Genomic DNA, 15,213 nt, shown 5'->3' on the forward strand with positions numbered 1-15,213 from the left:
AACTTGCCGATCTTCGCGACACCCAGGTGGAGAACACAACCTCCCTTCGAAAATCCATTGCGGAACGGATGGCGTATCGGTATGGTCGGGGCCAGCGCGTCGACCGTGACGCGCGGAAGGGCAGGTCCCACATGGCATTCATTTCCGGAACGCGCGTGCTCGACTTGACCGACGAGCGCGGGCTGATGACGGGGCGTATCCTCGCCGACCTCGGTGCGGACGTCGTGCACGTCGAGGCGCCTAACGGGTCTCCCGCACGATCGGCTCAGCCAACCGCCGCTGGTCGCGAGGCGTCATTCCTCTGGGAGGCATACGCGGCGAACAAACGTAGCGTCGCGCTCGATCTCGCCGTGCCCGGCGATGCCGCACGCATGCGGGCGCTGATCGAAGCTGCCGACATCCTCATCGAGAGCAGCGGGCCCGTCGCGATGCGTCGCGAGGGGCTCGACTGGAGCGATGTGCGGCAAATCAATCCCCGTCTTATTTATGTTTCGATGACCGGCTTCGGCCGGACCGGACCGAAGGCCGGGTATGCCGAGTCTGATCTCATCCTGTGGGCGGCGGGAGGACCGCTGGAGCCGCACCGCGACGGCTCGCGTCCACCTGTCCGTCCCTCGATCCCGCAGGCGCACCGATTGGCCGCCGCGGACGCCGCCGCCGGCGCCCTGCTGGCATTGATTGCCCGTCGAACTACTGGCCGCGGTCAGCTTGTCGACGTCGCCGTGCAAGCCGCGCTGGGGTCGGCGACGCTCGCGACGGTGCTCGCCGCGGCCGTGGGGGACGTGCCGCGCGCCATAGGCGCTGGCCAGGAACTGACACATCGGGTCGATCGATCTGGGAGCGGCTCGGGAACGCCCGCCGCTTCCAAGAAGTGGGAATGCGTCGACGGAATGATCGAGTTCCACGTCGGTATCGGACCGGCGGCCGGGGCCTTCACTGGGAATTTCTTCCAATGGATGCTCGCCGAGGGCGAACCGGTCCAGAAGTACACCGAACTCGACTGGCGCACAGTCGACAAGCTCATCGAGTCGGGCGAATTTCCAGACGCAGAAATCGACCGCGTGCGGGCAACCGTACGTGACTTCCTGGCGACGAAGACGAAAGACCAGGTCCTGCGAGCGGCAGTGCAGTACAAGCTCCTCTGCGTCCCGATCTTCACTACAGCCGACCTAGCCGCCACCGAACAGCTGGAGGCGCGTCATACCTTCGTCCCAGTAGGAGACGGTGAACGAACACTTCGTCTCGTAGGTATGCCGGCCGCGGTGAACGTCGACGCTTTCACGCTTACGCGTCGCGCGCCGAAAATCGGTGAGCACACCGACAGTGCCATTCGTGATTGGTCGACCGCACCGTCCGGTGCTCAGGAAGAAGCGGTGCTCGCATGACCCGCCCCCTGCGAGGACTGAAAGTCCTCGACCTCACCTGGGTTGTCGCCGGTCCCGTCATGACACGGGCGCTGGCCGACTTCGGCGCCACCGTAGTGCGTCTGGAATCATCGAGAAGGGTCGAGACCGCCCGCTACATGCAGCCGTTCCATGGAGGAGAGGTCTCCACTGAAGGGTCGGCGCTTTACGGCACGTGGAATGCCGGCAAGCTCGGCGTCACGGTCAATCTCCGGGATGAGGAAGGACAGCAGATCGTCCGCGACCTCACCGCCTGGGCGGATGTGGTGCTTGAAGCGTTTTCACCGGGAACGCTGTCGAAGTGGGGTCTTGATTACACCTCCCTCAGCGCCGACCATCCCGACCTCATCATGGTCAGCAGCTCTATCAGCGGTCAGACCGGGCCTTTATCACGGCTCGCTGGCTTCGGTAACGTCGGCGCGGCCCTCTCGGGATTTCAGGAGGTCAGCGGTTGGCCCGAAGACGTCCCGATTGGACCTTTCGGCCCCTACACCGACTTCGTCGGGCCCCGGATGGGGCTCGCCGTGCTCCTAGCTGCGCTGGAACACCGAGCCGAGACCGGCGAGGGCTGCTACATCGACCTCTCGCAGGTCGAGTCCGGGGTGTACTTCCAGGCGCCCGAGCTCGTTGAGTACGAGCTCACTGGGGCGGTGGCGCAACGAATGGGTAACCGAGACCGGGCATTCGCGCCGCACGGCGTCTTTCGCACCGCAGACGAGACGATCGACGGGGAGGACAAGGCTCGCTTCGTGGCGATCGCAGTGACCACCGATGAGCAGTGGACGCAGCTGGCCGCCTGGCTGGGCGACGATACCTTGACCGCCGACGCGTCGCTCGTCACGGCCTCCGGACGTCTCGCCGCACAGGATTTACTCGAAGCCGCAATAGAGCGCGTGAGCTGTAACCGGGTCGCCCAAGAAATCGAGATCGAGCTGCAAGCACGAGGGGTGCCTGCCCACGTCGTCGCCGCCTCCCGGGACTTCATCGACGACCCGCAAATCGCGGCCCGAGGTCATTTGATCGCGCTCGACCATCCACTGTTCGGCACGACTGTCGTCGAAGGTCCGCGCTATCTGCTTTCGGACACACCGGCGAAGGTTGAGAACGCCGCGCCGACGTTTGGACGCGATAACGAGCTGGTGCTGCGCGACATCCTCGGATACGACGAAGACCGCGTGCGCGACCTGATCGAGAGCGGAGTGATGAAGTGATCGACGATTCTTGGAGGGCAAAGTGGCAGGCCGCGCAAGATGCCGTCGGCCAGGACCTTTCCGATGGTGCCACGCGATGGGGAGCCGATCGAATCGAAGCAGCAGTAGTCCGCCGTTACGTCGAGCCACTCGAGATCGGCACCCTGATCCACACGGAGAAGGAGGCTGCGGTCGCCGCCGGCTACCCGGGTTTGGTCGCGCCGGCAACGGGCGCCCTGGCGTTCTCATTGCCTGCCATGTGGTCGCCGGGCGAGGAGACTCTTTGGAAAAGTAGCGAACGGAACGCCCAGCCCGCGCGCACACCGATCAACAACGAAGACCCGGGGCCGATTCCGCGTACCGAGGGGTTCTTCGCGACCGACATCGAGGCCGACTTCCTGCGGCCGGTCGAGATCGGCGAAAGGGTCGGTACGAAGGGACGGCACCTGCTGTCGTGCGTGTTGAAGGAAACGTCGGTCGGTCGGGGCGCGTTCATGACCGTCGAATCGCAGATCGTGTCCGACCGAGGCGACACAGTTGCTCGTCTGCGAACCACGCTCTTCGCGTTCGATCCAATTCCGGAGGAGCGCATGTCCGAACACGTTGAGGCGGGAGCGAACGGGTGACACTCGCCAATCAGAACCGATCTCTGTCCGATGTGCGCGTCGGGGAGAACCTGCCGCCGGTGATCTTTCCGCTCAGCGTATACCGCCTCGTGATGTGGGCTGGCGCCGGGCGCGACTTCAACTCCATCCACCACAACACCGAATGGGCGCAGCAGACCGGCGCGCCCGAGATGTACGCGAACACCCTCATGCTCATGGGTGGATGGGAACGTCTCGTCCGTGAGTGGGCCGGACCGGGTGCCACGATCACCAGCATCCGTGGCTTTCGGATGCGGCGGTTCAACGTCGTCGGCGAGACGATCAGGATCACCGGCACGGTGTCAACCGTCGACGATGACATCGTCACGGTGGCAGCGGCCACCTCGGACAGCACCGGAGTCACGGTCGGACCCGGCTCCGTGCTGGTGCGCCTGCCCGGAGCCGTTTCATGAGCGTCGTGGAGCCCGCGATCGCTGGTCTTGGAATCACTGAACTCGGTAAGGTCTACGGCAAGAGCGCTTTGCAGTTCGCCGCGGACGCCGTCCGCCTGGCAGCCGCGGACGCCGGTCTCGACTTGCAGGACGTGGATGGGCTGATCATGTCGGGCGGTCTCACCGACCAGGTCAGCCTCAACTTGCAGGGCGAGCTCGGCCTGCAGAACCTCAAGTTACTGACCGCTATGCAGGCATACGGGTCGACCGCGGCCCAGATGGTGCAGTACGCCTCGATGGCGGTGCAGTCGGGTACCGCCGACACCATTGCCATCGTCTGGGCCGACAATCCGCTCAAGGAGCGGCAAGGTTCGTCCGCGTCGTACGCGGCGGCTAGTTCCGCCGCGTCCGGCTGGCGGGCGATCACCGCTTCGAACGGGATCTCCTCCGCGAACACGATGTATGCGCTAGCGGCGAGGCGCCACATGCAGGCATACGGCACGACCAACGACCAGCTCGGCCACATCGCAGTCGCCCAACGCGAATGGGCACAACGAAATCCTCTCGCGCAGTTCCACGACACTCCCCTCACGCTCGAGGAGTACCACGCCTCGAGGTGGATCGCCGAGCCATTCCACTTGTTCGACTGCTGTCTGGTATCCAATGGCGCCATCGCCCTTATCGTCACGAGTCTGGATCGCGCGCGGGCCCTGCGTCAGCCGCCGGTGCGGGTCCTCGGGTGGGCGCAGGCGCACCCGGGAAACACCGGCGTGCGCAACGACGACTTCGGGCTTGTGTCGGGCGCTGCGCGCTCCGGCCCGGCCGCTCTGCGGATGGCAGACACGACGCTAGACGAGATCGACGTCGTACAGGTGTACGACTGCTACACCTATACGGCCCTCATCACCCTCGAGGACTACGGGTTCTGTGCCAAGGGAGAAGGGGGCCCGATGGTTGCCCAACCCGGCATGCTGGGGCCGAACGGCCGGCTTAAAGTGAACACCGGCGGCGGAGAGCTGTCGGCGTACTACCTCTGGGGCATGACGCCGCTGTCCGAAGGGGTCATCCAAGCCCGGGGCCACGGCGGCGCCCGCCAGGTCGAAAAGCATCACCGCGTCCTCGTCTCCGGAAACGGCGGCGTCTTGGATTATCACGCGACACTCGTGCTGGGCACGGACTGATCGGAGAACACATGCCCGCTTTCCCCATCCATCGTGACGCTGCGACTGCTGCCTTTCTCGACGGCGCCGCAGCCGGGCGCTTCCTCATCGTGCGAGATCAGTCGACCGGCGCCCATCATGCGCCCCAATTCGACGTTTCTATCGATCCCGAACGGTACGCACTCGTCCCCGCTGCGGGAACAGGCGAAATCGTGTCATGGTCGGTCGTACACCGCCGGTCACCGGATGGTCCTGCGCGCACCGTGGTCGGAATCGTCCAATTGGACGAAGGCCCGTGGTGGTGGACCGAGATCAGCGGCGTCGATCCCAGTTCCGATCTGATCGGGACTCGGGTACGGGTCGCCTTTGCCCGCCCTGACGGCGAGACCGATGCGGAGGCCGAGACGATCCCGTACTTCACCGTCAAGACCTAAATCTAAGGAATAGGGACGGACCTGACGAACGCTGCCCCAGTTCTTATTTCATTGGCTCATTCTCTGCGTACGTGCCTCGTCGACCGACGACGGGGCCGTATGGTCCATTCGCTCAGAGAAGACCCTGCGAACGAGCATTGGTGATGGGGCGGTGTGTCGTAAGTATGGATCCATTCGTCGTCGACTGCCGCTTGAGCTGCTTGGATCGTGGCGAACGCGCCGACCTCGTCGAGATGTTCGTATCGCAGCGTCCGATGGAAACGCTAGATCTCGCCGCTTAGGCTCGTTTACATTTCGGTTCTTGCGAATTGACGAGCCCGTTGCACGCAAGTACTTGGATCGTCGAGGCTGACGCGGCACGATCACAGATTTCCTGGTGCAGGTCGTAGCCCGATGTGCCGCGCTCCCCACTGTCGGTAGCGACTGCCTATCTCGCTGATCAGGGCCTCGATGTCGGGCGAGATAGGTATCGGGCTCGAATGGGATCGGCTCGAGATCTCGGACAGTCCTCCGAAGGCGTGCGATTCCGTACCGTTTGCGCCATGTGGTGACCGTTTGCGGGGGGACCCCGAACCGTTCGGTTACCTCGACGATGGGCGCGTCATCACGCACCTCGGTGACGGCTCGCAGTCAATCTCTACGGACACACGGGCAGCAACGGCGGAGTCGGAATCGAGCGGCGATGTTGAAGGAGCGCTTCACAATTTTTTGGTCGTCACTCTGTCCGGCATGTCCTGATGACGGGGTCTACCATGTCTCGAACCTATGCAGGTCGATTGCTCGAAGGATGTGATCAAGGACCACCAGTGCTGGGCGGTGAAGTTCAGGTACCCGGCAGGTTGCGAGTTGCGGATGGCGTAGCGAGGTAACGAATCGAGGTTCACGAGGCTGCCAGAAACCCATACCTCGGCGCGGGTGAGGACCGCGGGCGTTCCTGCTCGGAGGCGAGCACGGTAAGACGTTCGCTGTCGCTGCGCCGGTAGCGCGAGGTGACGGTGGAGGAACTTCGTTTCTCAGCATCGCCGGGGACGGCGACGATCGCGGTGGCCAATGTGCGAGAAATCGCTTGGAGGCGGGCCACGCTGATGCCCATCACGAGTGCGTCGTCGGCTCCGTACCGTGGTCGGGATTCCGGTGGGCGGCGGAAATAGCATGTTCGGAACAGAAGGATCTAGGGGACCCGGTGAGTGGCTGGCTCAAGGAATTGCGCGGTCTACCTGGGCCAGTGCGTCTGCGCGTGAACGACCGTAGGACGACTCTTCTTGCGCGCCCGCTGCCATGGTTATCCATCGCGCATTGGCTTGTACGAGGGCGATGTTCGTCAGGATTCGTCGGATCGATTCTGTGGCGTGTCGGGGGGTTAACAGACTGACACCTGCAATGACAGCTTGAATGATGAGCATGGGCATGTGGATGGCGACTCCTAGGTTGCGGCGCGATGCCGAGTCGGGACGCTGGATACCGTGAGTAACTTGTGCGAAGAGAATCCGATCAGCTAGAAACCGTCAGAAGACTCCCTGCACAACGACTAGCTATCGTATGTTCGGCGTTATCGCGCCAGAACTTCGTGGATCGGCGCTATCAGACAGAGGGAAAAGGGACGGCCGGGCAGGCGCACGCTTGTTTGTGAGCGCGTGGCTGCCCGGCCGTCATTTTTCGTGGTGAGCGTTTTTCAGCGGGGGATGACCGGGAGTACGAGGTGCGAGGGGTGGAGTGCGTTGTGGTGAATGGTTTGTTGTGCGACGCGGAATTTGCTGGCGTCGTCCACTTCGGTGTCGGTGTTGGGGTTGCGGTCCCAGCGGGGGAAGTTGCTGGAGGTGACGTGCACTCGGAGCCGGTGGCCGGCCTTGATGACGATGCTGGTCGACCATAGATCGATCTCGGTCTTGTCGATGCTCTCGGGCTCGGTGTTCACGCGGGTGATTCCGTCGACGATGTTGTAGGAGACGCCGTTTTCGTCAACGTCACAGAGTCTGACTACCCAGTCGGTCGTCGGTCCGTCGGTGGCGGCGAAGAGTTCGGCCGTTATCTTGCCGGTGATTTCGAGGTCTTCTGTCAGCACGGGCGTCGAGAACATCAACACATCGGCACGATCTTCGACGGTGGCCTGGTCTTTCGGTCCGGCCGGGAACTGGGTAGACATGACGAGGTTGCCGCCGCACGTCGGCACCGGATCGGCGGGGTCATAGGTGAAGTCGCTGTGTGATTGCTCGGCGGTGGGCTGGTCGAAGGACGCACTGCCGTCTCCGTGAAGGTACAGCGGCGTGGCGACCGCACGCTGGAGCGGCCATTCTTCCTCGTCGCGCCATTGGTTGATTCCCATGACGAACAGTTGCACTGGTGCACTCGAATCGGTGGTGTCCGACCCGTCACGAAGGTAGTTCTCGAACCAATCGAGCTGATAGTCGGTCATGGTCTTGGCTCCGGGGGCGACCTCCGAGAGTAGCCCGAAGTTGACGTCGCCGATCTGGCCGAAGTTGAAGCCTTTCACATGCGGCCATGGGCCCGCCACGAGACGGGTCGGCACCCCGCGTTCGCGCATCGCGATGTAGTTGTCGAGTGTTCCCTGCTGAAAGACGTCGTACCAACCAGCGATGTTCAGGCTAGGCACAGTTACCTGGTCGTGGTGGCCGGCAACCCGGCATTCCTCGGTGGTGTCGGGGTTCTGCAGACCGCGTTGAACACCGATGTCGGGCAGGCCGGCCCGGCTCAGGGCGGGCAGCGGCACCGCCGGGAGCTCCCAGTAGCTCTTCGTGGCCAGCGAGTCGTAATCTGCAATCGTGGTTGCCATCGCACCCAGCAACTCGTCGGGATCTTCGACGACCTTAGGCAACTGCGCCAAGGACTGGGCGAGCGTCCACCACGCGTTGAGACCGAGTTCGACTGCGCCGCCGCGGAACATGAGACCATCGGCCGGGTCACTCCAGGTGACCTGCGGGGCTATCGCCGCCAGACCTGGCGGTGCAGCGAGAGCTGCGGCCCATTGAGTCTGACCGGTATAGCTTCCGCCGAACATGCCGACCTTGCCGTTGCTGCCGGGAAGGTGGCTCGCCCAGACGACGGTGTCGTACCCGTCCTGCTGCTCGTAGGCCCAGGGCAGCCACTCTCCGTCGGAATCGAATCTGCCACGGGTGTCCTGCTGCACGACGATGTAGCCACGCTTCACCGCGATCAGGGTGTCGAACAAGAGGACATTCAACGATGCCGTCTTGTCGTACGGGGTGCGCTGGATCAGCACCGGATAGGCCCCCGCCGCCGCCGGCCGATAGACATCGGCCCTCAGAATCGTGCCGTCGCGCATCGGCACCTCCACGTTGAGATCGATGCTTATCTGACTCATTTCAGACTTCCTGCCTTCGTTCGAACACCAACTCGGTGCACACCCGGCGGTTGAGGGGGGCCCGCCGACGTATTCGTAAGCACCGGGTGTAGATCCTGTGATTGCGGACACCTTCTAGGGTACAAGAATGGGTACGAGTAGGCAAGTGAACGTACCCGCCAGATGGGTCGTCGCTCGAACCCACGTGATGTCGTCCCCAACAACGAGCGTTCAGGATAGTCGCTGTCCTGCAATTCATCTCGTAGATCACGAAGCTGGTTTGAGAATGAGGTTGTTGCGAGCCTGATTGATCCAGAGCAGTGGAATACCCCTTTAGGGCGCGCCTGCTGCCGCGGATCGCCTCGCGCGGACGTGACGTGAGCGACGGACGTGATCTGCCGGAATTGTGTCTGCGGGCGCATGTTGGAGGATTCAGTTTTTGGGGCTACCGGATGGAGGATCCGATGCCGAGGCCGCCGTCGACGTCGAGGACGATGCCGCTGACGTAGCCGGCGGCGGGGGAGCAGAGGTAGGCGGCGGCTTCGGCGATGTCGGTGGGGTCACCGGTCCGTTTTTGGGGGACTTTGGAGACGAGTTTGTCGCGGGCGGGTCCGTTCATGGAGGCGAGCATGGGGGTTTCGATGAGTCCGGGGGCGATGGCGTTGGCGGTGATGCCGTCGCGGGCGGATTCGAGGGCGATGGTGCGGGTGAGCCCAACGATGCCGGCCTTGGCTGCGACGTAATTGGCTTGACCGAAGTTCCCGCGCCAGCTCATGGAGCTGAACGACACGATTCGGCCGTAGGCGCGGGCGCGCATGTGCGGTAGGACGGCTTGGGTGCACAGGAACGATCCGGTCAGGGACACCTCGAGCACAGCGTGCCAGTCGTCGATGCTCATCTTTTCGATGCGGTTGTCGCGGATGATGCCGGCGTTGTTGACCAGGACATCGATGCGGCCGTGGGTGTCGGCGATCGTGTCGATCCAGTCCTGGACCTGGGGGGCGGAGGCGACGTCGACGGGGTGGCTGGTGGCCGGGTGTCCGTAGCGGTCGGTCAGCTCGGCGGCAAGTGCTTGTCCTGCGGCTTCGTTGATTTCGGCGATGGCGACGGTGGCGCCTTCGGCGGCGAAGCGGTGGGCCATGGCGGCGCCGAGGCCTTGGCCGGCGCCGGTGACGAGGACGATCTGGTCGGTGTAGCGGTTCATCGTGTTCCTGTCGGGGCGGGGTGGGAGTTGGTGGTGGTGGTCCTGCCGTGGAGGAAGTCGTTCAGGGCGGCGGGGACGTCGCTGGTCTGCCAGTGGGCATCGAAGGCGTCGAGTTCGTGAGCGAGGCCACGTTTTTCGTCGAGGCCGGTGAGGTCGGCGAGCAGCGTTTTGTAGGCGTGTTGGGCGGGGCCGGCGTGCTCGGCGAGTTCGGTGGCGGCGGCCAGGGCGGTGGTGTGCAGGTGTTCGTGGTCGACGACCGCGTGTAGCCATCCGGTGTGCGAAAGTTCGGTCGCCGGAAGCAAGGCGCCGGTCAGGGCGAGCCAGCGGGCCATGGAGTCGCCGACCTTGCGGGGCAGGCGCACGCTGGCGCCGCCGGCGGGGAGGAGGTTGTTCCGGACGTGGCCGTCCCCGATGCGTGCGGTGGGGGTGGCGATGACGACGTCGCAGGCGAGGGCGAGTTCGAGTCCGCCGGCGACGGCGTGCCCGTGGATCGCTGCGACAACAGGCAACCGGCTGGCCTCGAGTCGGGTGGCGAGGGCCGAAACCTTGCGCAGGAAGCCGAGTGGGGTCTGGCCGCGGGCGTGCAGGTGCAGGAAGTACTGGAGGTCGGCGCCGGCGCAGAAGCTCTTGCCGGCGCCACGCAGGACGACGGCTCGGGTGTCACGGTCGGTCTCGGCGTCGGATAGCGCGCCGCCCAGTGCCTCGACCAGGGTGTCGTTCAGGGCGTTTCGCCGGTGGGGGCGGTTGAGGGTGAGGATGCGGGTGGGGCCGTGCTGTGTCACGACCAGTGGTGAGCGGTTGTCGGTCATGAGTGTGCGTCCTGTCGGGCCAGTTCGGCGCGGCGCTGCTGGCGGAGCTGGGCGCGCTGGATCTTTCCGCTCGGGGTCTTGGGGAGGGTGTCGACGAAATGCACCCGGCGCGGGTAGGCGTGGGCGGCGTACTTGGTCTTGACCCACTGCTGCAGCTCGGCGACCAGATCCTCTTCGGCGACGGTGGTATCGGGTTTCCGGATGACGAAGGCCTCGATCACTTCGCCGCGCACCTCGTCGGGCGCGGCGACCACGGCGCACTCGCGCACGGCAGGGTGTTGTGCGAGAACGGATTCGACGTCGAAGGGGCCGATTCGGTAACCGGCCATGATGATGACGTCGTCGTCGCGGGAGGAGAAATGCAGGATTCCGTCGGCGTCGATGCTGGCGGTGTCGCCGGTGAGGAAGTAGTTCTTGTCGGTGGTGAATCGGCCGGCGTCGCCGCGTCCGGCCGCGTATTCGGTGAAGGTCATCAGCGGGCTGTCGGCGACCACCACCGCGAGCCGCCCGACCGTGCCGGCGGGTGCGGGCTCGTCGCGGTCGTTGCCGAGGACGGTCAGCTTCCACCCGGGCAGCGCGACCCCCATGGCTCCCGCGACCACCGGGACCGCGAGGTCAGGGTGATGCGGAAATCCGGCAGGCATCCCGAGTTCGGTCTGTCCGTAGTGGTCGTGGACGAGCAGGCCGAGTTCCTTCTCGGCCCACAGGTTCACCTCGGGGGTGAGCGGTTCACCCGCGCTCGAGAGGCTGCGCAACGCGAGTGTGTCGGCCCGGTAGTGGTGTTCGGCGCGCATGCCCCGGTACACGGTCGGCGCTGCCGCGTAGTCGGTGACCTGCAACTGGGAGAGCACATCCCAGGTGGAGGCGGCGGAGAAGCCGCCGCGGGTCAGGATGGTCGGAACTCCGGCGGCCAACGGCGCGATGACCGCGGTGTAGAGCCCGTACGCCCATCCCGGGTCTGCCGCACACCAGAACACGCCGTCCTCGCCCACGGCGAGTGCGTATTCGAGGTAGCTTTGCCAACCGGCGATGTAGCGGACGGGATGGACGACGCCCTTGGGCGTGCCGGTGGTACCCGAGGTGAACATGTGCACCAGCGGTCCGTCTCCACCGACCGAAACGGACGCCCGGGCCTCGGTGCTTGCCGAGGCCATGGCCGCGGTCAGACCATTCTCGGCGCCGCCGGCCACCAGCACGTCCCAATCACCACTGGTAGCGACCTTGGACCGATACTGTGCGTCGACGACAACCAGCTTGGTCTCCGAGTTCGTCAGGCGGGAGGTCACGGCGTCCTCGGCGAACGCCGTGAACAGTGGGACGTAGACGGCGCCGACCCGCCAGATGCCGAGCAGGACGGACACCAGGTCGGTGCCCTTGCCCATCAGAGTGGCAACGCGATCGCCTCGGCCGATCCCTCGATCGGTGAGCACCTGCGCGAATCGGCGTGATGAGTCGGCGAGGTCACCATAGGTCAGTCGTGTGGTGGACAGATCCTCGTTCACGACCGTCAGTGCCAGGGATTCGGGTGGGTGCCGATCGCACAGTAGCCACGCCACGTTCGTGCCGTCACCGGCGTAGGACGACAGGATCTTGCGTACTCGCGCGTCGATATCGACAGACACGACAACTCCTAGCGGGTAATCTATTGGGTAATTGGGTACCTATCAATGTACCCAACGCGTGTCTGGAAGGGAAGCCCTGGGGATTCGAGAGGCCCGCGATTGTGAAACACTCGACCACATGGCACGTGCAGGAGCGACGCCGAACCGCGCGACGATGAACACCCCGCGGCGTCGACGCGTCGACACCGCCCGCCGCGACGAACTGCTCGCGCGGATCGAGGAAATTTTCCTGACGGAGGGGTTCACGTCGGTCACCGTCGACGACCTGACCCAGCGTTTGCGGTGCTCCAAGGCCACCCTCTACAGCGTGGCGTCGACAAAAGAGCAACTCGTCATCGCCGCCACCAAACACTTCTTCGGCGCCGCCGCGGACGAGATCGAAGCCGCCGTTGCCGACGAGTCCGATCCGCGTAAGCGGATCACGACGTATCTCGGTGGTGTCGCATCGGCGATGCGCCGCAACTCGCGGGCGTTCTACGACGACATGGTGTCGTACGCACCGACAGCGGAGATTTACGGCCGCAATACCGCGCAGGCCGCGCAGCGGGTGCACGAATTGATCGACGAGGGCGTCGAGTCCGGGCACTTCCGGGCCACCGACGCCGCATTCGCCGCCCAGTTGGTGGCATTGGCGATCGACGCCGTCCAGTCCGGCGTGCTCCTCGAGCGCACCGGACTGTCCGCCGCCGATGCCTTCGGAGAACTCGGCGACCTCCTGCTCCACGGCTTGCTGCGCACCGACTAACCACGCGAAAGACCGCCCACCACACCGCAGTCGCCGCCGATCACAACGGACATCATTTGTCGACAATCCGTCGGTACGACGAGAAGGGACCACTTGAACCTAATGCGAGTGCCGAGTGCATGGTGATCCTTCGCGAACGCAATGATTCGACTCAGGATTCGAAGGCATTGATAAGTTTGCGGCGCAGAATCTTCCGATCGATGTCTTCGGAAGGTTGATGACGAATCGGACCATCCGTGGCCGCTTGTATGCGGCGAGATGCTGTGCCGAGAAATCGATGGATTCGTCCTCTGTCAACTCCGAGCCGGTTGCACGGACGACGTAGGTGCACGTGAGTTCATCCTTGACGGAGTGGGGGACGGCACCCACGCTCACCATGGTGATATCCGGGTGCGCGCTCAGGACCCGCTCGATCTCTGTCGGATAGATGGGCCGCCGCCGAAGAGCATTTCGTAGAACCGTATTCCACTTCGTCGATGGTCAACATGACGTTGATCGGGTTGATGACTGGGCCGGCTTCCAGGCGCCTTGATAGGTGACGAGCCACTCCCAGTGGTTCTGTGTGTACAGCGACTCGGTTTACCCCGGCTCGCACTCGTCCGGGTCCCGCCATGTGTTTCCACCGTGCGGGGTCGCCTGTCAGTCCCGTTTTTCCTGCGGTGTGTCGTGGTGCTCGTGTGCGGTGAGGAGGAGGTGGTCGAACCGTGGCCGGAAACGACTCGGGCAGGGTCGCCTCGGCGGTGAGGGTGTCGACGAAGTCGCTCGGCGAGGGTGTGGAGTTTGGTGTTGGTCTGCTGTGAGCGCCAGGTGAGGATTCCGAAGGCGCGTTCGGTGGAGACGCCGTAGACGAGCATGACGGCACCCTTGGCCTGCTCGTCACCGCCCGGGATGTTCGAGTTCGGCGACGGCCTCGGTGTGTGCCGCGTTGAAGACGCGGAGGTCTGTTTCCGACGTTTCGGTGACGTCGATGTAGTACCCGGAGGTGCCGATGACCTGATCGTCCTCGTCGAGCATTCGATGCCGACCACGATCTCGTGGTGGATGCGATGGTCGGTCTCCATGATACGGTGTCTGCTGCTGAACGGCTCGTCGGCGTGGATCACCTCGTCGAAGAGGCGGCGACCTGTGCGTGGTCGTCTGGGTGCTTGTGGGAGAGCAGAAGTTCGGTGGTGGGAGTGATCTCGCCCGGCTGGTAAGTTGGCCCGGTGCATCACCGCCGTTCGGCGGGAGGGTGAAGAGCGGAAAGCCGGTCGCGTACAGGAAACTAATTTCTGACGGCGCGACCGCGGTGGTCCGTTTGCGCCTCCAGGGGTATGCACCGAACCCGAACCGTGTGCTGAAACGTGGTGCATGATTCGCGGACGATCAAGTCAATGTGTCACCGGGCTCAAAATATCGAATGGGGTACTGCGTCGACGACCCGATCTGTCTGAGGTGAGGTCACGTCGTCACTGCGGCGAGCAGTTTGTCGGTGACCGGTGTGGGCGTTACTGCTACGGCCAGTTTTTGGACGCGACTTGTGGTGTCGAGGATGTAGCGCCGTTTGGGGCGCGGCGACGTCAGGGCATGGTGGACGGCTTTGGTGACGCGCTTCGGTGGAGCAGCGATCTTTTGCATTCGCCCCAGGAGCTTGCGGCTACCGGAGAGGTGCGCTGCATAAAGTGCCTTATTCTCTTGGCTCAGTTTCGCGGTCATGGCGTCGTAGTCGTCGAGCATTCCCTCCCACATGTCGGTACGGATGGGTCCGGGTTCGATCAGTGAGACGGGGATCTTCCACGGACGCAGTTCGATTCTCAGTGCGTCACCGAGGGATTCGATCGCGTATTTCGATGCGCTGTACGCGCCGGTGCCGGGGGTGGTGATCAGCCCGCTGACCGAGGACATGAACACGATGCGGCCGTGTGCTGCTCGGATCGCGGGCAGGACGGCTTGGGTGACGGCGATCTGCGAGACTACGTTGACGTCGAGCTGACGCGAGAGGTCCTCGATCGCGAGGCCTTCGACCGGTCCGCTGACGATGATGCCGGCATTGTTGACCACGGCGTCCAGCCGTGCTGGAAGGTGTCGTGATAGTGCCGCGATCGCCGGTCGATCGGTGATGTCGAGTGGGACCGCGTGGACGTGGTGCAGCTGGTCGAGGCGGGCAAGGGCCGACTCCGAGCGGGCGGTTGCGTAGACGGTCCACCCGGCTTCGCTCATGCGGTGGGTGATGGCCAGACCGATGCCTCGGCCGGCTCCTGTGACGAGTACTGAGGGCATGTGTTCTTCTCCGATCCAAGAGGGCGTGTGTA

Annotated in this window: 13 protein-coding genes and 1 pseudogene; 7 read left to right on the forward strand and 7 right to left on the reverse strand. The window is 64.2% G+C overall.

Annotated features, from left to right (window positions below):
- Positions 1-26 precede the first annotated feature (26 nt).
- The 6 genes from H0B43_RS36450 to H0B43_RS36475 are packed head-to-tail and all read left to right on the forward strand — an operon-like array spanning position 27 to position 5,223.
- Positions 27-1,385, forward strand: a complete 1,359-nt coding sequence (locus H0B43_RS36450) for a CoA transferase (protein WP_312037610.1) — start codon at positions 27-29, stop codon at positions 1,383-1,385.
- Complete coding sequence (locus H0B43_RS36455; protein WP_185730453.1) at positions 1,382-2,614, forward strand: CaiB/BaiF CoA-transferase family protein; 1,233 nt, start codon at positions 1,382-1,384, stop codon at positions 2,612-2,614. Before H0B43_RS36450 ends, H0B43_RS36455 begins: the two co-directional genes overlap by 4 nt.
- Complete coding sequence (locus H0B43_RS36460; RefSeq protein ID WP_185730454.1) at positions 2,611-3,219, forward strand: MaoC family dehydratase N-terminal domain-containing protein; 609 nt, start codon at positions 2,611-2,613, stop codon at positions 3,217-3,219. Before H0B43_RS36455 ends, H0B43_RS36460 begins: the two co-directional genes overlap by 4 nt.
- Positions 3,216-3,650 (forward strand): acyl dehydratase, encoded by a 435-nt coding sequence (locus H0B43_RS36465; protein WP_312034128.1) that lies wholly within the window; start codon positions 3,216-3,218, stop codon positions 3,648-3,650. The genes H0B43_RS36460 and H0B43_RS36465 overlap by 4 nt, the downstream gene beginning before the upstream one ends.
- A complete protein-coding gene (locus H0B43_RS36470; RefSeq protein ID WP_185730455.1) occupies positions 3,647-4,810 on the forward strand; it encodes a thiolase family protein in 1,164 nt (387 codons plus the stop codon). The genes H0B43_RS36465 and H0B43_RS36470 overlap by 4 nt, the downstream gene beginning before the upstream one ends.
- An 11-nt stretch (positions 4,811-4,821) precedes the next feature.
- The gene (locus H0B43_RS36475; protein WP_185730456.1) at positions 4,822-5,223 is read left to right on the forward strand and encodes a Zn-ribbon domain-containing OB-fold protein; all 402 of its coding nucleotides are present in this window, start codon (positions 4,822-4,824) and stop codon (positions 5,221-5,223) included.
- Positions 5,224-6,895: 1,672 nt separating this feature from the next.
- Here H0B43_RS36475 and H0B43_RS36480 read toward each other — a convergent pair.
- The 4 genes from H0B43_RS36480 to H0B43_RS36495 all read right to left on the reverse strand — a co-directional run bounded on the left by H0B43_RS36480 (position 6,896) and on the right by H0B43_RS36495 (position 12,177).
- Positions 6,896-8,563: a CocE/NonD family hydrolase gene (locus tag H0B43_RS36480; protein WP_185730457.1), complete on the reverse strand. Its 1,668-nt coding sequence runs from the start codon at positions 8,561-8,563 to the stop codon at positions 6,896-6,898.
- A 424-nt stretch (positions 8,564-8,987) separates the two neighbouring features.
- Complete coding sequence (locus H0B43_RS36485) at positions 8,988-9,746, reverse strand: SDR family NAD(P)-dependent oxidoreductase (protein WP_185730458.1); 759 nt, start codon at positions 9,744-9,746, stop codon at positions 8,988-8,990.
- Entirely contained in the window at positions 9,743-10,555 is an 813-nt protein-coding gene (locus H0B43_RS36490) for an enoyl-CoA hydratase/isomerase family protein (RefSeq protein ID WP_185730459.1), read from the reverse strand. Before H0B43_RS36490 ends, H0B43_RS36485 begins: the two co-directional genes overlap by 4 nt.
- Positions 10,552-12,177 (reverse strand): AMP-binding protein, encoded by a 1,626-nt coding sequence (locus H0B43_RS36495; protein WP_185730460.1) that lies wholly within the window; start codon positions 12,175-12,177, stop codon positions 10,552-10,554. Before H0B43_RS36495 ends, H0B43_RS36490 begins: the two co-directional genes overlap by 4 nt.
- Positions 12,178-12,295: 118 nt before the next feature.
- On the opposite strand from H0B43_RS36495, the gene H0B43_RS36500 reads away from it, so the two are divergent.
- Positions 12,296-12,922, forward strand: coding sequence for a TetR/AcrR family transcriptional regulator (locus H0B43_RS36500; protein WP_185730461.1), 627 nt, complete (start codon positions 12,296-12,298; stop codon positions 12,920-12,922).
- A gap of 99 nt (positions 12,923-13,021) precedes the next feature.
- On the opposite strand, the gene H0B43_RS36505 is transcribed toward H0B43_RS36500, so the two are convergent.
- The 3 genes and pseudogenes from H0B43_RS36505 to H0B43_RS36515 form a co-directional block, all read right to left on the reverse strand.
- The gene (locus H0B43_RS36505) at positions 13,022-13,300 is read right to left on the reverse strand and encodes an AMP-binding enzyme (protein WP_185730462.1); all 279 of its coding nucleotides are present in this window, start codon (positions 13,298-13,300) and stop codon (positions 13,022-13,024) included.
- A 261-nt stretch (positions 13,301-13,561) separates the two neighbouring features.
- Positions 13,562-14,117: pseudogene (locus H0B43_RS42980) on the reverse strand (ANTAR domain-containing protein); the annotation flags it as partial.
- Between the two features lie 245 nt (positions 14,118-14,362).
- On the reverse strand, positions 14,363-15,181 hold the full coding sequence (locus tag H0B43_RS36515) for an SDR family oxidoreductase (protein WP_185730463.1): 819 nt from the start codon (positions 15,179-15,181) through the stop codon (positions 14,363-14,365).
- Positions 15,182-15,213 lie beyond the last annotated feature (32 nt).

Origin of the sequence: Rhodococcus sp. 4CII, from assembly GCF_014256275.1 — a bacterium.
GTDB classification, from domain to species: Bacteria; Actinomycetota; Actinomycetes; order Mycobacteriales; family Mycobacteriaceae; genus Rhodococcus_F; species Rhodococcus_F wratislaviensis_A.